Source organism: Rhizobium pisi (assembly GCF_003938655.1).
Taxonomy (GTDB): Bacteria; Pseudomonadota; Alphaproteobacteria; order Rhizobiales; family Rhizobiaceae; genus Rhizobium; species Rhizobium pisi.
The window spans coordinates 23,348-42,970 of sequence record NZ_RJJT01000019.1; the positions used below are offsets into that span (position 1 = coordinate 23,348).

The 19,623-nt window shown below is 61.6% G+C and carries 18 protein-coding genes and 2 pseudogenes; 7 read left to right on the forward strand and 13 right to left on the reverse strand.

The features are described 5' to 3' along the window. Nucleotides 1-237: 237 nt before the first annotated feature. The 7 genes from EFD55_RS23925 to EFD55_RS23955 form a co-directional block, all read right to left on the reverse strand. Nucleotides 238-1,371 carry a Gfo/Idh/MocA family protein gene (locus EFD55_RS23925; protein ID WP_125848069.1) on the reverse strand — a complete coding sequence of 378 codons (1,134 nt, stop codon included), beginning with the start codon at nucleotides 1,369-1,371 and terminating at the stop codon, nucleotides 238-240. Nucleotides 1,372-1,379: 8 nt separating this feature from the next. Next, on the reverse strand, nucleotides 1,380-2,141 hold the full coding sequence (locus EFD55_RS23930) for a sugar phosphate isomerase/epimerase family protein (RefSeq protein WP_125848071.1): 762 nt from the start codon (nucleotides 2,139-2,141) through the stop codon (nucleotides 1,380-1,382). A 38-nt stretch (nucleotides 2,142-2,179) separates the two neighbouring features. Then, nucleotides 2,180-4,639, reverse strand: a complete 2,460-nt coding sequence (locus EFD55_RS23935; RefSeq protein ID WP_125848073.1) for a beta-mannosidase — start codon at nucleotides 4,637-4,639, stop codon at nucleotides 2,180-2,182. Nucleotides 4,640-4,882: 243 nt separating this feature from the next. After that, nucleotides 4,883-5,989 (reverse strand): ABC transporter ATP-binding protein, encoded by a 1,107-nt coding sequence (locus EFD55_RS23940; RefSeq protein WP_125848076.1) that lies wholly within the window; start codon nucleotides 5,987-5,989, stop codon nucleotides 4,883-4,885. Between the two features lie 4 nt (nucleotides 5,990-5,993). Beyond that, entirely contained in the window at nucleotides 5,994-6,938 is a 945-nt protein-coding gene (locus EFD55_RS23945; RefSeq protein ID WP_125848078.1) for a carbohydrate ABC transporter permease, read from the reverse strand. Beyond that, nucleotides 6,931-7,836, reverse strand: coding sequence for a carbohydrate ABC transporter permease (locus EFD55_RS23950; RefSeq protein ID WP_125848080.1), 906 nt, complete (start codon nucleotides 7,834-7,836; stop codon nucleotides 6,931-6,933). The genes EFD55_RS23945 and EFD55_RS23950 overlap by 8 nt, the downstream gene beginning before the upstream one ends. A gap of 162 nt (nucleotides 7,837-7,998) precedes the next feature. Further along, the gene (locus EFD55_RS23955; protein ID WP_125848082.1) at nucleotides 7,999-9,234 is read right to left on the reverse strand and encodes an ABC transporter substrate-binding protein; all 1,236 of its coding nucleotides are present in this window, start codon (nucleotides 9,232-9,234) and stop codon (nucleotides 7,999-8,001) included. Between the two features lie 454 nt (nucleotides 9,235-9,688). Here EFD55_RS23955 and EFD55_RS23960 point away from each other — a divergent pair, with 454 nt between their 5' ends. The 4 genes and pseudogenes from EFD55_RS23960 to EFD55_RS23980 all read left to right on the forward strand — a co-directional run bounded on the left by EFD55_RS23960 (nucleotide 9,689) and on the right by EFD55_RS23980 (nucleotide 13,487). Next, complete coding sequence (locus tag EFD55_RS23960) at nucleotides 9,689-10,732, forward strand: LacI family transcriptional regulator (RefSeq protein ID WP_125848084.1); 1,044 nt, start codon at nucleotides 9,689-9,691, stop codon at nucleotides 10,730-10,732. Between the two features lie 143 nt (nucleotides 10,733-10,875). Beyond that, complete coding sequence (locus tag EFD55_RS23965) at nucleotides 10,876-11,331, forward strand: hypothetical protein (protein ID WP_131588355.1); 456 nt, start codon at nucleotides 10,876-10,878, stop codon at nucleotides 11,329-11,331. 458 nt (nucleotides 11,332-11,789) lie between these two features. Continuing rightward, a complete protein-coding gene (locus EFD55_RS23975) occupies nucleotides 11,790-12,404 on the forward strand; it encodes a cysteine peptidase family C39 domain-containing protein (protein ID WP_125848089.1) in 615 nt (204 codons plus the stop codon). 31 nt (nucleotides 12,405-12,435) lie between these two features. Then, nucleotides 12,436-13,487: pseudogene (locus EFD55_RS23980) on the forward strand (D-alanine--D-alanine ligase family protein). A 13-nt stretch (nucleotides 13,488-13,500) separates the two neighbouring features. Here EFD55_RS23980 and EFD55_RS23985 read toward each other — a convergent pair. The 5 genes and pseudogenes from EFD55_RS23985 to gnd form a co-directional block, all read right to left on the reverse strand. Beyond that, nucleotides 13,501-14,118, reverse strand: coding sequence for a class I SAM-dependent methyltransferase (locus EFD55_RS23985; protein ID WP_125848091.1), 618 nt, complete (start codon nucleotides 14,116-14,118; stop codon nucleotides 13,501-13,503). Between the two features lie 87 nt (nucleotides 14,119-14,205). Next, nucleotides 14,206-14,715 (reverse strand): annotated as a pseudogene (locus tag EFD55_RS23990) (GNAT family N-acetyltransferase). Between the two features lie 149 nt (nucleotides 14,716-14,864). Beyond that, nucleotides 14,865-15,164, reverse strand: a complete 300-nt coding sequence (locus tag EFD55_RS23995; protein WP_125848093.1) for a type II toxin-antitoxin system RelE/ParE family toxin — start codon at nucleotides 15,162-15,164, stop codon at nucleotides 14,865-14,867. Continuing rightward, on the reverse strand, nucleotides 15,164-15,445 hold the full coding sequence (locus EFD55_RS24000; protein ID WP_125848095.1) for a ribbon-helix-helix domain-containing protein: 282 nt from the start codon (nucleotides 15,443-15,445) through the stop codon (nucleotides 15,164-15,166). Before EFD55_RS24000 ends, EFD55_RS23995 begins: the two co-directional genes overlap by 1 nt. Nucleotides 15,446-15,619: 174 nt before the next feature. Continuing rightward, nucleotides 15,620-17,071 carry an NADP-dependent phosphogluconate dehydrogenase gene (gnd, locus tag EFD55_RS24005; protein ID WP_183736839.1) on the reverse strand — a complete coding sequence of 484 codons (1,452 nt, stop codon included), beginning with the start codon at nucleotides 17,069-17,071 and terminating at the stop codon, nucleotides 15,620-15,622. A 209-nt stretch (nucleotides 17,072-17,280) separates the two neighbouring features. On the opposite strand from gnd, the gene EFD55_RS24010 reads away from it, so the two are divergent. The 3 genes from EFD55_RS24010 (at nucleotide 17,281) to EFD55_RS24020 (ending at nucleotide 18,901) form a co-directional block, all read left to right on the forward strand. Continuing rightward, nucleotides 17,281-18,063, forward strand: coding sequence for a helix-turn-helix domain-containing protein (locus tag EFD55_RS24010; protein ID WP_125848099.1), 783 nt, complete (start codon nucleotides 17,281-17,283; stop codon nucleotides 18,061-18,063). A 70-nt stretch (nucleotides 18,064-18,133) separates the two neighbouring features. Further along, nucleotides 18,134-18,532 (forward strand): SRPBCC family protein, encoded by a 399-nt coding sequence (locus tag EFD55_RS24015; RefSeq protein WP_125848101.1) that lies wholly within the window; start codon nucleotides 18,134-18,136, stop codon nucleotides 18,530-18,532. Then, on the forward strand, nucleotides 18,533-18,901 hold the full coding sequence (locus EFD55_RS24020; protein ID WP_125848103.1) for a VOC family protein: 369 nt from the start codon (nucleotides 18,533-18,535) through the stop codon (nucleotides 18,899-18,901). Between the two features lie 15 nt (nucleotides 18,902-18,916). On the opposite strand, the gene EFD55_RS24025 is transcribed toward EFD55_RS24020, so the two are convergent. Beyond that, a complete protein-coding gene (locus tag EFD55_RS24025) occupies nucleotides 18,917-19,615 on the reverse strand; it encodes a PAS domain-containing protein (protein WP_125848274.1) in 699 nt (232 codons plus the stop codon). Nucleotides 19,616-19,623 lie beyond the last annotated feature (8 nt).

Consider the following 19,623-nt stretch of genomic DNA (forward strand, 5'->3'; position numbering starts at 1 on the left):
ATCCGCCTGCCGGCACCTTCTCCCCGCAAACGGGGCGAAGGGACATGCCGCACCGCCTTCCCCAGCCTCAACCTCCACGTTGCGTTTGGCACGTCCCCTCTCCCCGTTTTTACGGGGAGAGGGTTAGGGTGAGGGGCAGCCATCAGCACGAACCGGACGGCCGTGGGGCAGGCCCGAGGATGACGAGACTATTGGAGCAAGCGCGCCGACAGGGCAAGCCCACGGCGCGCGTCATCTCTACCGCAACAGCGCCTGCGCTTCTTCGATGCCCAGTGCTGCAGGCTGCGTGCAAGTCGTCGTCAAGTCGATGAAACGGCCCTCCTCGCCCGACTTCAGGATCGAGGTCATGACGTCGACGCCGTGCAGCGTGCGGTCGAGCGAGCAGCGGGCATCGCGGCCCTCGATCAGCGCAGTCACCATGTCGGCAAGGCCGGCCGTGCGATAATTGGCACGCGCGCCGTTCGGGTTTTCCTGGTTGATCTTGCCGAACGGATGGTCCCAGGCCTCGAGCGGCTTGATGTCCTTGTCGCGGCCGCTTGCCTCGACGGTGCCGCCGAAGAAGTTCGGGTCCGGCACGTAGAGCGAGCCGTCCGTGCCGTAGAGCTCCATATTGGCATGGCGATGCGACCACACATCCCAGCTCGCCGTCAGCGTTACCGTGGCGCCGCTGACGAATTCGAGCAGCGCCTGGATCGTCGTCGGCGTCTTCACAGGGATGATCTCGCCGTGACGCGGCTGGCTGGTGATCGTCCGGGTTGCCGATGCCATGGACGTCATGGCCCCGACGCGCTTCACCGGGCCGATCAGGTTGATCAGGTTGGCTACATAATAAGGCCCGAGATCGAGGATCGGGCCGCCGCCGGGCAGGAAGAAGAAATCAGGATTCGGATGCCACATCTCCATGCCGGGGCTCATGACGTAGCAGGCGCCTGAGGTCACCCGGCCGATGCCGCCGTCGTCGATGAACTTGCGGGCGAGTTGATGGGCGCCGCCGAGGAAGGTGTCAGGCGCGCAGCCAACGGCAAGATTCTTCGCCTTGGCGATGCGGCGAAGCTCCTCGCCCTGCTCCAGTGAAAGCACCAGCGGCTTTTCCGAATAGACGTGTTTTCCGGCCTCGAGGATCGCCTTCGACACCGGAAAATGTGCGTCCGGGATCGTCAGGTTGACCACGACGTCGATCTCGTCATTGGCGAGAAGCGCGTCGATCGTCTGTGCCTTGACGCCATATTCCTTGGCGCGGGCCTCGGCGGCCTGCACGTTGATATCGGCGCAAGCGAGCACCTTCAGCCCCTTGAAGAGCGGTGCGAGCGAAAAATAGGTGGTGGAGATGTTGCCGCATCCAATGATGCCGACGCCAAGTTCCCTGGTCATGATGTGCCTCAATAAGTCTGGAAGGATGCGATCGAGCGGCTGATGTTGCGGTCGATATCATTCGGGTTGTCATGTTCGACGACGTAGTGCTTGGCCTTGGTGGCGCGGAGCGCCGTCAGCAGCTTCGCCCATTCGACCTTGCCGTGGCCGACATCGGCCCAGCCGCCCTCATCTGTCGCTTCGCCGGCCGGCGCGATGTCCTTGACATGCACGGCGGTGATGCGCGGTCCGAGCTTCTCGATCCAGGCGAAGGGATCGGCGCCGCCGCGGATTACCCAGGCGATGTCGGCTTCCCAGGAAATGTCGGGCGCGCCTTCGAAGATGCGCTCGATCGGCCGCGAGCCGTCCTGCAGCTTGAAGAATTCGAAATCATGATTGTGCCAGCCGAATTCATAGCCGGCATCCTTGTAAGGCTTGCTCATCTCCTGCAGGCGCTTGCCGAAGGCAACCCAGCCGGCGGCATCGGTCGGGCGCTCGTCGGCGCCGATATGCGGCGCATAGATCGAATCCATGCCGAGGATCTTGGCAATGTTCAGTGACTTCTGAACTTCCTTCTCCAGGAAATCGGGGCTGAAATGGCCGGTCGCCATGACGAGACCGTTCTTGTCGAGATCGGCGCGAAGGCTCTTCAGCCCGGCATCGTCGAGATCGGCATAGATGCCGCCGAAGCCCTCGACTTCGGCATAGCCCGCCTTGCCGAGCTTTTCGAAAATCGCCGAATAGGGCTGGAAGTTGCGCGCGCTGTAGAGCTGGTAGCTGAGTTTGGTCATCATGGTCTCCCTGGGCCTCGTGCCCATTCTTTCAAGGATCAATCCGCCGATTGGCAGGAATGCAGGTCGTAGAACCGGAATTCCGGCAGCCCGCCGCTGGCAAGCGGCGCTGCCGGGGTGAAGGTGATGCGACGGCTCTCGCCGGCCGCAAGATCGAAGGCGTTGTCGGAATATTTACCGTCCGTTTCGCTCTCGATCATGACGAAGAGCGCAAGTCCCCTGGCGGTGACATTGATTTCGATCGCGCCACTTGCCTCGACATATTCGTGGGTGACAACAAGCCCGGAAGGCTCAAGCTCCAACGCCTTGTAGGTGCCGTTGACATAGTGCCCCTCGCCGCCCATGCCGTTCGACGCGGTGAAATTCCAGGCAAGCAGCGTTCCCTCGGCAATCTCGGAGACGTCGATCGTTGCAGCCGTTACCGCCGCATCCGGCGAGCACATGGCCTGCACGTCGCTCAGGTGCTTGCGCTCGCCCTTCATCGTCAGGATCGAGATCGAAAGATCGACGCTGACATCGGCCAACATGTCGTTGACAAGCGAGAAGCGGATCGTCTTGCCGTCGTCGGAGGGAATGGCGGCGACCGCCACCGGCTGGAAAAAGCGCTTGACGAGATAGTGCATCGCTTTCCAGCGCCCGCCATAATCGAGGCTCGACCAGGAGGCGACCGGCCAGGTGTCATTGAGCTGCCAGTAGATCGTGCCCATGCAATGGGGTTTCAGCGACCGCCAGTATTCCACCGCCGTCTTGATCGCCAGCCCCTGCTGGATCTGGGAGAGATAGACGAAATTCGGGAAATCCTTGGGAAAGCGGAAATAGCGGAACATCGTGCCGGCGATGCGCTCGTTGCCGCCGGCATTCTTCTGGTGCAGTTCCATCACGGGAGAAGCGACGTTCATGTCTTTCGCCTCAGCATAGGTCCTGATGACGGGCAGCGAGGTATAGGACTGGAAGCCGAACTCCGAGCAGAAGCGCGGGCGCACCGAACGGTAATTGTCGAACGACTTGTTCTCGTGCCAGACCGACCAGTAATGCATGTCGCCGGAGCCGTCGGCATGCCAGGCATCGCCGAAATCGAGATAGCCGGAGGCCGGGCTCGACGGCCACCACAGCGCGCCGGGCAGCGCCTTCTTCACCGCCTGCTCGATGGTGCGGTTGAGACGATCATAGGAGACGAGATAGCGGTCGCGATCCTTCCGCGATTCCTCGAACCAGGTGAGTGCGCCCACCAGTTCGTTGTCGCCGCACCAGAGCGCGATCGAAGGATGCGAGGAAAGCCGGCGCACCTGGTAATCGACCTCGATGTTCACATTGTCGAGGAAGTCCTCGGTCGAGGGATAGAGGTTGCAGGCGAACATGAAGTCCTGCCAGACCATCAGGCCCAGCCGATCGCAAAGATCGTAGAAATGATCCTGCTCATAGAAGCCGCCGCCCCAGACACGGATCATGTTCATGTTGGCGGCCTTGGCCGATTGCAGCAGGTCCTCGGTCTTTTCAGGCGAAGAGAGCGAATAGAGCGCGTCGGCCGGGATCCAGTTTGCGCCGCGGCAGAAGATCTCGCGGCCATTGACCTTGAAGGCGAAGCGGCTGCCTGATGCATCCGGCGTGGTGATCAGCTCGATGGTGCGAAGGCCGATTTGCTTGGTCACCACTTCATCGGAGAGCTCGACGGAAAGTGTGTACAGCGCCTGCTCACCGCTGCCGGAAGGCCACCAGAGGCGCGGCTTGTCGATATGGAAGAGATAGTTGACATCCGTCTCGCCCTTGACGCCGACATCGAGGCGCACACGCTCGTCGTCGAGGTCGAAATAGACCTGGGCGACGCCGGCATGCTTGGAAAACAGGCTCGCCGTGACCGTAAAATCGACCGAGCCGTCGTTGTTGTGGGTCTGGCGGGTGACGACATGTTCGATGCGCGCCGTCTCCAGCTTGCGCAGCGCGATCGTGCCGTAGAGACCGAGCGGCGCAATGGCGATGTTCCAGTCCCAGCCGAAATGGCATTGCGGCTTGCGCAGCATGTTGCCGTCGGGGATCGGCGAATTGCCAGTGCTGTAGGGAATGTAGAAGGGCTGCTGCTTCTGCCGCGCCGCAGCGGTGGCAACGCTGGAGGCAAAGACGATGCGGATGGAATTATCGCCTGCTTTCAGCATGCTCGAGACATCAGGCCGGTAGCGGCGGAAGCTGTTGTCGGCTTCGAGCGCCAGAAAGCCGTTGACGTGGACGCTGGCCACCGTGTCGAGATAGTCGATATCGAGATACCAGTCGCCCTCGACCTCCTGAAGCGTGAAGCTGCGCTCGACCGCCCATTCCCGCTCGGCGACCCACTGCACCTTCTCCTCGTTGCGACCGAAATAGGGATCGGGAATCAGCTTCGCCCGGTGCAGCGCCGTGTGCACGTCGCCCGGCAGCGCGATCGATGTCCGGATCTCGCCATCGACGGAGGTAAGCTGCCACGAACCGGAAAGGTCGATGCTGGAGGGGGTCGGTTGTTGCGTCACGATGTCATTTCCGATTTACGTTCTTGAAAAGGACGGCGTTTGGTCGCCGTCCGGTCGCTGTCGTTCGTCAGAGGCCCCCCCTCGCCCCCGCTCCGTCATCCCAGGGCTTGACCCGAGGATCCACACCGCATCCACCTGCAGCAGCGGGCATAGATCCTCGGGTCAAGCCCAACTATGACGGAGAGCGGGATTAACGCTCTCGCCCAACTCGCCCCGGCCCGATGGCCCCGCCCGCAAAATCTTCTAGAGACGCAACTCGCTCTCGGCATCGAAGACCGAGGCGACCGTCATGTCGAAGCTGAGCTTCACCTTGGCGCCGACATTGAAGCGGCGCGCACCGTTGACACGTACCGACATCGTGTGACCGGCATGTTTCAGCCACAGAAGATTGTCCGCACCCATTGGCTCCTCGATATCGACGGTCGCGTCATGTTCCTCGCCGCCTGTATTCTCGTTGACTTTGATGTGCTCGGGGCGAACGCCGAGCACCACCTTGCGGCCGGGTTGCAGCGTCTCGGAGGCGTCGTAGCCGGCAAGCGAGAAGTTGACGCCGTTGGCCGTAAAGGCGATGCCGTCGCCTGATTGGATGAGTTCGCCGCGCAGGAAATTCATCGACGGCGAGCCGATGAAGCCGGCGACGAAGAGATTGCGCGGCCGGTTGTAGATCGTCGTCGGGTCGTCGAGCTGCTGGATGATGCCGCTCTTCATGATGGCGATGCGGTCGGCGAGCGTCAGCGCCTCGATCTGGTCGTGGGTGACGTAGATCATCGTATTCTCAAGCGACTGGTGCAGGCGCTTGATCTCGACGCGTAGTTCCGAGCGCAGTTTGGCGTCGAGGTTGGACAGCGGCTCGTCAAACAGGAAAACATCAACGTCGCGCACCAGCGCCCGGCCGATTGCCACACGCTGCCGCTGGCCGCCGGAAAGCTCGGCCGGCTTGCGCTTCAGGAGCGGCTGGATCTGCAGGATCTCGGCCGCACGCGCCACGCGCTTGTCGATCTCGGCCTGCGGCACCTTGGCGACGCGAAGGCCGAAGGAGAGGTTCTTTTCGACAGTCATCTGCGGATAGAGCGCATAGGACTGGAACACCATGCCGATGCCGCGGTCCTTCGGCTCTTCCCAGGTGACGTTCTTGCCCTTGATGAAAATCTGCCCTTCGGAAGCGTCGAGCAGGCCGGCGATGCAGTTGAGCAAGGTCGACTTACCGCAGCCCGACGAGCCGAGCAGCACCAGGAACTCGCCGTCGTTGATGTCGAGGTTGAGATCCTTCAGCACGCTGACCGATCCGAAGTTCAGCGACAGATCCTTGATGGAGACGCTCGCATTGGAGACACTGGAATTCATGTTCATGTGATCACCCCTTCACTGCGCCGGCGGCGATGCCGCGTACGAAAAGCCGCCCGGAGACGAAATAGACGATCAGCGGCACCAGGCCGGTGAGAATCGTTGCTGCCATGTTGACGTTGTATTCCTTCACGCCCTGAACGGAATTGACGATGTTGTTGAGCTGCACGGTCATCGGATAGGTATCCGGCCGGGTGAAGACCACGCCGAACAGGAAGTCGTTCCAGATGCCGGTCACCTGCAGGATCATCGCCACGACGAAGATCGGCAGCGACATGGGCAGCATGATCTTCAGGAAGATCTGCCAGAAGCCCGCCCCGTCGACGCGCGCCGCCTTGAACAGCTCTTCCGGCAGCGACACGAAGTAGTTGCGGAAGAGCAGCGTCAGGATCGGCATGCCGAAGATCGAATGCACGATGACGAGGCCGGTCAGCGTGCCGTAGATGCCGATTTCGCGCAGGATGATGACGATCGGATAGATCATCACCTGATAAGGAATGAAGGCGCCGATGATGAGGATCGAGAAGAACAGCTCGGATCCCTTGAAGCGCCAGTTTGCCAGCGCATAGCCGTTCACCGAGGCGATCGCGATCGAGATGATGACCGACGGCACCGTGATGCGCACCGAATTCCAGAAACCGCGCGACAGGCCATCGCAGTTGAGGCCGGTGCAGGCTTCCGCCCAGGCCTTCACCCAGGGTTCGAAGGTGATCTCCATCGGCGGCGAGAAGATGTTGCCGAGACGGATTTCCGGCATGCCCTTCAGCGACGTCACGACCATTACGTAAAGCGGCAGCAGATAATAAAGCGCCGCCACACCAAGCGTGCCGTAGAGCATGATATTTCGCGCCGACAGCGCAGGGCGCGGCCTCGCGCCGCTCGGGCCTTCGCCGAGCTTCGGCGCGACCGCGTCGGTACCGGCGGCAGTGGTGTTGAGAGTCCCGATATTAGCCACGCTTGCGCCCTCCTCCGAATTCGAGATAGGCCCACGGAACGATGATGATCGCGACCGTGACCAGCATCATGGTCGATGCGGCGAAGCCCTGCCCCAGGTTCTGCGCCTGGAACATGTAATCGTAGACGTATTTGGCCGGCACTTCCGAGGAGATACCGGGACCGCCCGACGTCTGCGCCACGACGAGGTCGTAGACCTTGACGATGCCGGAGGCGATGATGACGATCGTCGTGATGAAGACCGGCCGCATCATGGGGATGACGATGAAGAGATAGGTTCTCCACATCGGAATGCCATCGACGCGCGCAGCCTTCCAGATATCCTCGTCGATGCCGCGCAGGCCGGCAAGCATCAGGCACATGACGAGCCCCGTTCCCTGCCAGAGCGCCGCGATCAGAATGCCGTAGATGACGATCTCCGGCGTATAGAGCGGATTGAAGGTGAAGCTCGTCCAGCCGAGCGAGCGCACCACCGACTGCACGCCGAAATCCGGGTTCAGAATCCATTGCCAGACGAGACCTGTCACGATGAAAGACAGCGCGAAGGGATAAAGGAAGATGGTGCGGAAGGTGTTTTCGAAGCGGATCTTCTGGTCCATCAGCGCGGCGAGCATAAAACCGATGACCAGGCTGAAGATCAGCGACAGGACGCCGTAGAGCGCAAGGTTCTCGATCGCCGTCACCCATCGCGGCGCCGCCCAGAGACGCTCATACTGATCGATGCCGACAAAGCCGAGCCGTGGAAGCAGCTTGGAATTGGTAAAGGAATAAAAGACCGTCCAGAACGTGCCGCCGACAAAGATCACCAGCGCTGTCAGGATCATCGGAATGGACGCAATCTTGGCATTCAGATTGCGCAGTAACTTGTTTGGCCGGCCTGCTTGCGCTTGACCCGTCATGAACACTTCTCCTCACATCGCAGCTGCGACCCGTGATAAAACGGCGTGGCCGCCTTCCACCCCTGTCCCGGGATCCGCCGGCAGTGCCGGAAAGACCATCGATATTCGTCCGGAAGGATCCGGCTCCGGGGAGCCGGATCGCAAGGGCAGCGAATCTGCCGATCAGTCAGCCGAAGCGATGATCTTGGCGAAACGCTTCTGGGCGTCTTCCGGCGTCATCGACGGATTGGCGAAGAATTCGGAGAAGAGGTCTTCCTTCTGCTTCTGGCTGTCGGCCGAAAGCAGCTGGTCGGTGGCCTGGATCACGTTACCCTTCGCCAGGATGTCGAGACCCTTCTTCATGCAGTCGTTGGCGGCGGCGAGATCGACGTCGGCGCGAACCGGCAGCGAGCCCTTCTTCAGGTTGAAGGCAACCTGGGTCTTGGGATCGAGCAGGGTTTTGGCGAGCACGGCCTGCGCCTTGGACTTTTCCGGGTCCTTCAGCAGCGGGAAGTAGAAGGCATCACCGTTGGTCGAGATGATCTCGTTCACGCCGAGGCCAGGCAGGCAGGTATAATCCTTGCCGGCAACCTGCTTGGCGACCTGGAATTCGCCCTGCGCCCAGTCACCCATGATCTGGCCGCCGGCCTTGCCCGTGATGACGAGGTTGGTCGCCTGGTTCCAATCCTGGACGTTGCTGCCCTTGGACATCTTGCGGGCGTCGTCAGCGGCCTTGAAGACCTTGGCGATCTCAGGGCCGGCGGCAACTTCCGCGTCCTTGTCCTTGAATACCTTGTTGAAGACGTCCTTACCGGCGACCGCAACCATCAGCACGTCGAAGGCGCCTGTCGCCTGCCACGGCTGGCCGCCGACGGCGAGCGGAATGATGCCTGCCTTTTCAAGGGCCGGAGCGGAGGCGACGAACTCGTCCCAGTTCTTCGGAACCGGAACGCCGGCCTTCTTGAAGGCCGCGTTCGAAAGCCACAGCCACTGCCAGGAGTGGATGTTGACGGGAGCGCAGTAGATCTTGCCGTCGATCGTGCAGGAATCGAGCAGGCTCGACGGACGAACGATGTCCTTCCAGTGCTCGGCGGTCGCGACATCGGTCAGGTCGCGCATCAGCCCGGCCTGAACGAGCTCCTCGGCCTGGCGGCCGTGGTTGAACTGGGTGGCGCCCATCGGGTCGCCGCCGGTGATGCGGCTGATCATGATCGGACGCGCGGTGCCGCCGGAACCGGCGATTGCGCCGTCCACCCAGTGGTTGCCGGTGGCGTCGAATGCCTTCGCCAGCTCGGCGACCGCTGCGGCTTCGCCGCCTGAGGTCCACCAATGGGTGACTTCGAGATCGGTGGCGCTGGCGGCACCAAGCGGAAGCGCTGCCGAAGCGGCAAGCATGGCCGCCATCATACGGATTTTCATGAGTTCTCCTCCCTCACTGAAACGTTGCCGGAAAAACTTAGATCAATCGATTTCCCCACGCAACTGCCCGCCTGTAAATTTTTCCTTAAAGATCGATATTACTACTTATAACTGTTTCCCTTCTGATCGCCACACCCGCCAAACCGGCGACAGAAGAGGCTTTCTCGCATATGCGATATCGATCCAATAAATTGAAAATTAACAGTAAATTTCACAATGTAATTTCATCTCCTATATTATCCGCTTCGCAGGTGCAAAAAATCCGGGAAAAAAACCGCGATTCAACCTATGCGAATGATGCTGCGATGCACGCAAGAAAAAACACTCGACATTTCTACTGTATCGTTACAGATTGACCTCCTTAGGGAGGCGCGATTTTGGCAGGCGACGGGCTTACCGCGCTTGAAAAAGCCTCTATAAGCGAGACCAATTCGCGCGAGGCAGGCCTAGAGGGATGGAAAACAAGGGAAATTTCGGACAAGCGGCATCGGCGCCGGTGACGCGCGAGCGCCCGACACTGAAGACGATCGCCTTCATGACCGGCCTTGGCGTGACCACGGTATCGCGTGCGTTGAAGGATGCGCCCGATATCGGGGCGGAAACCAAGGAGCGGGTACGCATGGTCGCCCGCCAGCTCGGCTACCAGCCGAACAGGGCGGGTGTCCGCCTGCGGACCGGCAAGACGAACGTCATCGCCCTCGTCCTCAGCATCGACGAGGAGATCATGGGCTTTTCGAGCCAGATGGTCTTCGGCATTTCCGAGGTGCTGTCCGGCACTCCCTACCATATCGTCGTCACGCCGCATTCCCACAGCAAAGACCCGATGCTGCCGGTGCGTTACATTCTCGATACCGGCTCGGCCGACGGCGTCATCATCTCGCGCATCGAGCCGGACGATCCGCGCGTGCGGCTCTTGACCGAGCGCGGCATGCCCTTCGCCACCCACGGGCGCACCGATGCGGGTCTCACGCACCCCTTCCACGATTTTGACAACGAGGCCTTCGCCCATCAGGCGGTGGAGCGGCTGGTCAAGCGCGGCCGGCGCCGCATCGCCCTGCTGCAGCCTCCGAGTAAGCTCACCTACTACGCCCATATTCGCATCGGCTTCCAAACCGGTCTGCACGATTACGGCGCCGAGGAAGTGCCGCTGCGCGTCAACACCGACGCACCGCTCGCCGACATCCGCGATGTCGTCGAGGTGATGATGCGCTCGGCCAACGCCCCCGACGGCATCGTCTGTTCGGCCGGCAGCGCTGCGATCGCCGTCAATGCCGGCATCGAGGCCGCCGGCAAGGCAGTCGGCCGCGATCTCGACATGGTCTCCAAGCAATCCATACCGATCCTCAACTGGATCCGCCCCGAGATCATCACCGCTCAGGAAGACGTGCGCCAGGCCGGCCGCGAAATGGCCAAAGCCGTCATCGCCCGCATCGACGGCGTAGAGCCGGAACTGCTCCAAAGCATCAGCCAGCCGGTCTGGCCGGAGAGTGGGCGGTAGGTGATTGGAGAGATGAAAGCCCGGCGGGATGACTAGTCCCAGCTTTGATTGTCTCACAATGCCACCAGCGGCAGTGTCTGGCCCATTGCAGCCATCTCCGGGCCTACTCATATAGGCACCAGCACTTTATCAGGTGGCGTCCATTGGCAATAGCAATCCCAGAGAGCATGAAATCAGAATTGGCCGCTTGGAACAACGGCCGGGGTATCGACTTGGATAGTTGGGTCGGTTGCGAGGGACGATTCGCGCTCGCAGTCGGCTATTCCGCGATTTTCTGGCCGGAATTCGTGGCTTTCGAACGTTATGTTCTGAGAAAGGGGTTTGGCGAGGCGGGGTTGCGAAGCTTTGAACGAAACGCCGATTGCACCCGGCAGGCCATCGAATGGGCCATGAACCACTTGCATATCATGGATATTCAGCATCAAGACTGCGAGGATATCGCCATTGATAAGATTGTCCATCTCGGCAAAACGCTCAGTGAGATCTACGAAGCCAAACTCCGATGGCAGTTTCCGGACCGCAGATTTGTCGTGGATTTTCATACCCCGGCAGATGAAGAGGACCTGAGAGGCTACCAACTGTCATTTTGGCAGGAATGACCGCTACCGCCACAAAACCGACCATTGAATTCAAAAGCCCCACATCGGACGCGGCATCCTCCAACGCCCCTCATCCTGAGGCGCGCAGCCCATAGGGCGAAGCCTCGAAGGACACGTCGCGGCGTTGCTCCTTGCGCCATTGTATCTAACGCCTGCACACCCCCTCGCCCTTCCACTGTTCGTCAGGAGCGCTAACCCCTCCTCCGTCATTCCTGTGCTCGTCACAGGAATCCAGTACGCCCATGTCCTTGGGCGCGGGAGACTCTTTTGACTGGCGCAGAGAGTCATTCACCGCACGGACGCGCGGTGGCTGGATTCCTGTGACGAGCACAGGAATGACGGAGGGAGAGGTTAACGCATCCCAGCAAGGGCTCCATATGATCAGACAGACGCGGCACCGGCTCGAAAAAGCCAAGATTGCCCGCCATCTCACAGACGCCACGGGGGATATCGATAGAATGCAGCAGAGCGGCGTGCCCTATTTCAGCCAATGGGAAACACCCGGCATGACGCTGCCGGTGCTTGCCGAGGGGGCGCAGGCCCTGCTCGGCGATCCGCTCTGGCATCAATCGGGAGCCGGCACGGTCGAGGAATATGCGCGCTGGGCGGTGAATGTCTGCGGCATGGCCTGCCTGAAGATGATCCTTGCTGCGCGCGGCGAGATCCATCCGACCATCGCGTTGGCCCACGCCTGCACGCATTATGGCGGTTATGTCGTCAACGAGATCGACGCCTCGATCAAGGGGCTGATCTACGCGCCTTTCGTCCGCTTCGTGACCGAGCGTTTCGGGCTTGCCGCCGAGACGGTGACCGGCGTTGCGACATCCGCCCTTCCCGAGCATCTCGCGAAGCGGCGCTTCTTCATTGCCTCGGTGAACTCAGGCATCCGCTGGCCGGAGCGCGAGCCGCCGTCGAAGGGCGGGCATCTGGTGCTGGTGACGGCGGCCTCACCGGAAACGATCCGCTTCCACAACCCATCCGGCCATGACGAGGCGAGCCAGGCCGACGTCACGCTTCCGCTTGCCGTCTTCGATCGCTTCTTCGCCAATCGCGGCATATCGGTCGAGGCCTGACCCTTTCAACAGCAGATCATCAGGAGGCTTCGTGACCCCTTCTCCCAACAGGCTGCGCATCGCCGTGCTCTTCGGCGGCCGCTCGGCCGAGCATGAGGTTTCCATCCTTTCGGCAACCAACGTCATGGGCGCGCTCAATCCCGAGAGATATGACGCCGTGCCTGTGTTCATCACGCGGGAGGGGCAATGGCTGCTGAGCAGCTTCGAGGACGGCGCGCTGGCGACACCTTCGTCAGGCACGGAAGTCTGCCTCGTGCCGGGCGGCCGGGGCCGAATGCTGGCGATGTCAGCCCATGGCGCGCCGCATGAACTTCGAAGGATCGACATCCTGTTTCCCGTGCTCCACGGCCCGCATGGCGAAGATGGGTCGGTGCAGGGTGTGGCCGAGGTGGCGCGCGTGCCGCTTGCCGGCTGCGGCATCCTCGGTTCGGCCGCGGCCCTCGACAAGGATATCGCCAAGCGTTTGTTGAGGGCTGCGGGCCTGCCGGTGGCGCGCGCGGTAGCGATCCATGAAGGTGCCGCCCCTCCGTTCGCCGCGCTCGAAGGCGAACTCGGCCTGCCGCTCTTCATCAAGCCGGCGCGGCAGGGTTCGTCGGTCGGCGTCGCCAAGGTCCATGCCAGCCAGGAATTCGCGCCCGCCCTTGCCGAAGGCTTCCGCCAATCGTGCACGGCCGAGAGATCGAATTCAGCGTGCTGGAGGCTGCTGACGGAAATCTCCTCGTTTCGCGCCCGGGCGAGATCGTGCCGGCGGAAAGCCACGGCTTCTACAATTACGACGCCAAATATATCGACGAGGACGGCGCCGTATTGAAAGTGCCGGCCGACCTGCCGGCGGAAGTCGAGGCCGAGATGCGCGACATGGCCGCAAAGGCATTCCGGGCCGTCGGCTGCGACGGCATGGCGCGCGTCGATTTTTTCCTGACGTCGGACATGCGCTTCGTCGTCAACGAGATCAACACCATTCCCGGCTTCACCGATATCAGCATGTATTCCAAGGCGATGGCGGCAAGCGGCGTCAGCTATGCCGAAATCATCGACCGGCTGGTCGACCACGGCATGGCGCGCGCCGGTCGGGCGGCTTGAGGGGACGGAGCGTTCAGCGCCTCCTGAAGACGCACCACTGGAAGGACTGCCGGCCGCCGCCGGGTGTCGTGTGCTCCTCGCGCCAGTCGCGCGCCAGCGCAAAGGCGGGTGAAAATTCCGCCGCCAGCGCGGTCGCGTCGTAACGCTGAACCGGCAAGCCGCTGCACCGTTCCGGCCCGTCCGGTGCGAAGGTCGCGATGATCAAGACGCTGCCGGGCGCCGTGCCGGCTTCGAGCGCATGGCGATAGGCGAGCCGCTGCGCCGGCTCGGCCAGGAAATGAAAGACGGCACGATCGTGCCATACATCATAATGGCGGCTGGGTCGCCATTCGGTGACATCCGCCACGACCCAGGCCACCCGGATGGCTTCATCGCCCAGCCGCGCTTTCGCCACATCAAGCGCCGGCGCGGCAATATCAAGGACGGTGAGGTCGGACCATCCGCGCTCGATGAGGCGATCGGCAAGGCTCGACGCGCCGCCGCCGACATCGATCAACGAGGCTCCGGCCGGCAATTGCAGCTCGTCGAGCGCCTGCAGAGAAGGTTCCGGCGTCGGCTGGTACCAGCTGACGCTGTCGGCAGCTTTCGTGCGATAGACCTCGTCCCAGTGCTCCCGCTTCACGCCCATCATATGGCATCCCCATCTTGCAGTGTCCGTTTCCCCGAACAAGATATAGGGATTGAGACGTTCGCCACCAACGCGCCGATGAGCATGGCCTCAGGACGCGAAGTGGCGGTAGACGAGATCCTTGGGATCGGTTCGGGGCGCTGCGGGATCGAGGCGCGCGCCCAGCCGTTCCGCAACGGCAATGGATGCTGCATTGCCGGGCGCGATATAGCTGACGAGCGACGCCGGCTTCAGCATCGCAAAGGCCCAGCCGCGCAAGGCGAAAGCCGCCTCGGTCGCATAGCCCCGGCCCTCGTGTCCCTCATAGACGAACCACCCCAGCTCCTTTTCCGGAAAGAGAGGCCCATGATTGATCCCCACCTGGCCGACACATTCGCCGGTTTCGGCAAGATCGACCATCAGCGCCCCATGCCCGAAAAGCTGCCACAGAGCCACGTCAAGGCAGAACATTCCCCATGCCGCGCGCAGATCGAACGGCCCGCCCATTCCGACCGAACGCGGCGAAGCCATCAGTTGTGCTTAGGCGGTGAAATCGTCGATCTCGGGCATGCGGAGCGTCAGACGCTCGGTTCGGATGGTCATCGCGCCCGTTTCGGACATGTCGTCGCTTTCTGTCAGATTGGTTTTGGAGTTCGGGTCTTTGAACGGAGCGTTCTAACGGCCAGACGTTTCGTATCGGATGAGCATGTCGTCCCTCCGGCATCAATGTCGATCAGGTCTCTCGGCACCCCTCTGCGGCGCCGATGGCATCATTCCTCGTCAAGGCGCAGTTCCTGTCCGCCGGACATGATCCTGAGGATATAGACAGTTTCTCTTTCGACGATGAAAGCAATACTCAGGCTGCGCTCGAAGCCGATGATCCTTAGGCCATCGCGAATCTCGTCCCGAACCGTTCCTCGCTTTGGAAAGGTTTGAAAGCCTTCCAAAAAGGTTTGAAGACGGTCGATATAGCTTTGGGCAATGGCCTCCCCTGCCACCGGCACGAGATAGTCCAACAACGCATCGACGTCGCGTTGAGCGGCTGCACTCAACCTGACGGTGTATTTCATTATTTGGTTTTGGCTGCGAGGGATTTGATGCGCTTGTTGAAACCGTTGAAGGCATCCTCAATGGATACTGACTTCTCGGGATGCGCCTTGATCTCGTCGTAAACAGGGGCGACCTCTTCACGCAGCCAACGCTCCACCGCAGCATCGCGCGCGGCAAGGCTACGCAGTCCGTCGCGGATGACTTCGCTTTCGGTGGCATACTCCCCCGAGGCGACTTTAGCCTTGACCATTTCAGCCATTTCGATCGGCAAGGTGATGCTTAAGGATTGGGTCGTGCGCATGGAACGGACTCTCTTCTCTTTCATTCTTATCGCACAAAGCACGATTAAATCCTACACCTTCCCGAAGATACCAACCTCTGCGTTAGGCGTCTTGCATATGCAACAGCACGACGCACCTCACGAAAAAGCCCGGCACGACGGCCGGGCTCTTCCTCGATCTCTTTTCGGCAAACCTCAGAAGGTCGCCGCACCGCTGCCCCAGGGGCCGTGGTGGAAATCCTTGCCATCAAGCCGGTCGAAGCCGTGGGCGCCGAAGAAGTCGCGCTGCGCCTGGATGAGGTTGGCCGTTCCCCTGCCCTGGCGGTAGGCGTCGAAATAGGTGAGCGCCGAGGTCAAGGCCGGAACCGGCAGGCCGGCGGCTATCGCGGCGGCGACGACGCGGCGGAGCGCCGGGATCGATTCCTTGACCATTTCCGAGAAGGCGGGCGTGACGATCAGGTTCGCGGCGTCAGGCGCCTTGGTGAAGGCCGAGGTGATCTCGTCGAGGAACTGCGAGCGGATGATGCAGCCGGCGCGCCAGATACGGGCGATCGTCGGCATCGGCAGCGACCAGTTGAACTCGCGCGATGCTTCCGCCATCACCGCAAAGCCCTGCGCATAGGCGCCGATCTTGGCAGCAAACAGCGCCAGTTCCAGGTCCTTGTTGAGTTCGGGGCCGTAGGCGATCGGGAAGGACACGGCCTGGGTGCCGAAGATCTTCTCGGCGGCTTCGCGCTCAGACTTCATCGAGGAGAGGCTGCGGGCGGCGACGGCGGCTTCGATCGCCGTTGCCGGAATACCCATGTTCTGCGCCTCGATCGCCGACCATTTGCCGGTGCCCTTCTGGCCGGCCTTGTCGAGGATCATGTCGATCATCGGACCGCCGGAGACGGGGTCGGTCGCCGCAAGCACCTTCTCGGAAATCTCGATCAGGTAGGAGTTCAGCCGGCCCTTGTTCCACTCGCCGAAGATGCCGGAGATTTCGGAGGCGCTCTTGCCGAGGCCGTCGCGCAGGATGCCGTAGATTTCGGCGATCATCTGCATGTCGGCATATTCAATGCCGTTATGGATGGTCTTGACGAAATGGCCGGCGCCGTCATTGCCGAGCCACGCGACGCAGGGCTCGTCATTGTAGCGGGCAGCAATCGAAGTCAGCACCTTTTCGACGCGCTTCCAGGATTCTTCCGTGCCGCCGACCATGATCGAAGGACCATGGCGCGCACCTTCCTCGCCACCGGATACGCCCATGCCGATGAAGGTCAGATCGGTATTCTTCAGGCCGTCGAAGCGGGCGACGGTGTCGCGGAAATTGGCGTTGCCGGCATCGATCATGATGTCGCCCTTGGAAAGATGCGGGCGCAGCAGCTCCATCTGCTGATCGACAGCGTCACCCGCCTTGATCATGATGATGATCGGGCGCGGCGGCCGGATTGCATCGACGAATTCCTCAATGGTCTTGCAGGGGATGATCTGCTTCTTCAGATCGCCGGCGCTTTCGTAGAATTCGTCGGTTTTTTCCGGCGTGCGGTTGAAGACCGCGATTTTATTGCCTTTCTCCGCGATATTGAGCGCCAAGTTGGAGCCCATGACCGCAAGGCCGATCAGTCCGATTTCTGCCTTTTCCACGACAAACCTCCGATGTGTCATTTGGACCGGTGTTGTGGCACTGTCTCGATCAAACGGCAAGTCTGGCAAGGGTCTAATCGGTTCGCAATAACCGATGAAATGCAGCTTTGATGACCGGACTTGTCCGACAACTGCCAGCCGCGGCGTGCTCGGCACGCGGCAAATTTTCGCAAGCCACGCATCCGCAATGCCTGTCCCATGTTATCATCAGCGCCTCGGGAGATCTCGCATTGGCATCGGGAAAACGAAAAGAAACGGCGATGCTCGCGGCCAGCGCCGGCCGCTACCGCCAATTCGCCCCGCCGCCGGCGCTGCGATGCCATTTCAGCCGCCTCTGGTCACACACGCTCCGCGACGGGCCGCCGGCAAAGGTGGCGATCGTGCCGGACGGTTATTGCGACCTCCTTTGGATCGGCGGCCGCCTGGTCGTCGCCGGCCCCGACAGGACAGCGGCTTTTCCTGTCATCCGGCCGGGCACGACGGTCATCGGCGCACGGTTTGCGCCCGGCGCTGCAGCATCCTGGCTGAAGACGCCGCTCTCGGCGCTGGTAGGCCTCTCGGTGCCGCTCGCCGATATCGGCCGGAAGGACACGGCCGAATTCGAGGCGCGGCTTCAGGATTGTCCCGATCTAGCCGCCGCCGCGATGCTGTTTGCCCGTCTGCTCGAAGAGGCCGCAGGCGATGAAGAGGCGCCCGCCCGCGACGCCGCCGTGATCTTTGCCGTCGCGGACAGAGGCCGCCAGATCTCCGGCCTGCTCGGCATCAGCGAAAGGCAGCTGCGCCGCCGCTGCCACCATCATTTCGGCTACGGCGCCAAGACGCTGGAACGGATCCGCCGGTTCCAGCGTTTCCTCGACCTATGCCGCAGTTCGGACACGATGCCGCTTGCCTGTCTTGCGCTTGAAGCGGGCTTTGCCGACCAGCCCCATATGACGCGTGAGGTCGGCGAACTCTCGACGCTGACGCCCGCTGTCATTCTCGATCAGCTCGGCATGCGGAAAACATCCGGTTGACCGTTTTGTTCAAGACGCCGCCGGCCGGTCTGTTATTCCAGGGAAACGAGTTGCGAAGGACCTGCGAGCCATGCCGACAATGCCTGCGAAAATTATCCACCGCTCCATCGAGCGCGATTGGCGCGACGTCTATGAGTTCGCCGGCAAGCCCGAGAACATGCCGCTCTGGGCCTCCGGTCTTGCAAGCGGCCTCGATCCCGACGGCGCCGACTGGATCGCCCATGGCCCGCTCGGCTCCGTCAAGGTGAGCTTCGTGCCTGCCAATGAATTCGGCGTGATCGACCACACGGTGACCATCGCGTCCGGCATAAGGGTTTATAATGCGCTCCGCATCGTGCCGAACGGCGATGGCTGCGAGGTCATGTTCACGCTGCTGCGCCTGCCCGGCATGACCGACGCGCAGTTTTCCGCCGACGCCGCCCACATCGAGAAAGACCTCGCGATGCTGAAAGCCTTGATGGAGAGATAGATGGCCGAAAAATCAGAAAACCCCGAACACAACGACCGCCGCATCGATTATGTCGAATTCAACGTCGCCGACATCGCCGCCGCCAAAGCCTTCTACGGCTCGGCCTTCGGCTGGCGTTTCACCGATTACGGCCCGAACTACTGCGAATTCGACGACGGCCGGCTGAAAGGCGGCTTCACCGATTTCGGCCCCGTGCGGCCGGGCGGCCCGCTTGTTGTCGTCTATGCCAGGGATCTGGAAGAAGTGCTGACCTCGGTTCAAAAGGCCGGCGGCACGATCTGCCGGCCGATCACCGATTTTCCCGGCGGCCGGCGCTTCCATTTCCTCGACCATGACGGTTACGAACTTGCGGTCTGGGCGAGCGCCTGAGAAAGTCAGCCCTGGCTACAGCCCGATATCTTCCATGACGAGTACCGCGCCGATCACCGTGCCGCCTGCATCATGCAGCGGCGACATGCGACAGCGCACCTGCCGCGATCCGGCATCGTCGGTCGGCCGCTCGTAGATGTATTCGATCTGCTCGCCGGCAAAACAGGCGTCGAGCTTGTGCTTGGCGCATTGCGCAAACTGCTCCTCGCCGATGAATTCGGAAACATGGCGGCCGATCAGTTCCATCGGCTTTCTGTTGAGATGGGCGCTGTTGGCCGGATTGGAATAGAGATAGCGATAATCCCTGGTCAGCACCGCCACGCGATCCGGCAGGCTTTCGAGAATCACCGCGTTGAGGAACTGGCCGTTGTCGGTATCCGGCACATAGGCCGCCGGCGGCTCGACACGCACGTCCTGCGGCAAAGGCCGCCAGTCCGGCGCATGCGTGCCGAAATAGCGCTCGAGCAGGTAGGAAAGCACCGTCGTGTGCTCGGTCACGCTGGCGCTGTCGTCGGCGTCCCGAGCAATGAGATGGCTTACAAACTGAAGTTGCATGTAGACTTCGAGCAAATTGTCCGCCCGACAGGCAAGGATAGCCTCCACCAGCGGCTCGACATGGCGGTCGAGCGCCGTTACGCGCTGGTCGTCACCCAGGCGTATGGCTTCCTCTATTTGCGTGCAACGCAAGGAAAAGGCTCGAAAAAGCTCCAGCAAGACGCTCC

Excerpts from the sequence above, each read along its gene's own strand:
- EFD55_RS23925 (WP_125848069.1), bottom strand. The coding sequence starts at position 1,371 with ATGACCAGGGAACTTGGCGTCGGCATCATTGGATGCGGCAACATCTCC.
- EFD55_RS23930 (WP_125848071.1), bottom strand. The coding sequence starts at position 2,141 with ATGACCAAACTCAGCTACCAGCTCTACAGCGCGCGCAACTTCCAGCCC.
- EFD55_RS23940 (WP_125848076.1), bottom strand. The coding sequence starts at position 5,989 with ATGAACATGAATTCCAGTGTCTCCAATGCGAGCGTCTCCATCAAGGAT.
- EFD55_RS23950 (WP_125848080.1), bottom strand. The coding sequence starts at position 7,836 with ATGACGGGTCAAGCGCAAGCAGGCCGGCCAAACAAGTTACTGCGCAAT.
- EFD55_RS23955 (WP_125848082.1), bottom strand. The coding sequence starts at position 9,234 with ATGAAAATCCGTATGATGGCGGCCATGCTTGCCGCTTCGGCAGCGCTT.
- EFD55_RS23960 (WP_125848084.1), top strand. The coding sequence starts at position 9,689 with ATGGAAAACAAGGGAAATTTCGGACAAGCGGCATCGGCGCCGGTGACG.
- EFD55_RS23975 (WP_125848089.1), top strand. The coding sequence starts at position 11,790 with ATGCAGCAGAGCGGCGTGCCCTATTTCAGCCAATGGGAAACACCCGGC.
- EFD55_RS23985 (WP_125848091.1), bottom strand. The coding sequence starts at position 14,118 with ATGATGGGCGTGAAGCGGGAGCACTGGGACGAGGTCTATCGCACGAAA.
- EFD55_RS23995 (WP_125848093.1), bottom strand. The coding sequence starts at position 15,164 with ATGAAATACACCGTCAGGTTGAGTGCAGCCGCTCAACGCGACGTCGAT.
- EFD55_RS24000 (WP_125848095.1), bottom strand. The coding sequence starts at position 15,445 with ATGCGCACGACCCAATCCTTAAGCATCACCTTGCCGATCGAAATGGCT.
- gnd (WP_183736839.1), bottom strand. The coding sequence starts at position 17,071 with ATGACACATCGGAGGTTTGTCGTGGAAAAGGCAGAAATCGGACTGATC.
- EFD55_RS24015 (WP_125848101.1), top strand. The coding sequence starts at position 18,134 with ATGCCGACAATGCCTGCGAAAATTATCCACCGCTCCATCGAGCGCGAT.
- EFD55_RS24020 (WP_125848103.1), top strand. The coding sequence starts at position 18,533 with ATGGCCGAAAAATCAGAAAACCCCGAACACAACGACCGCCGCATCGAT.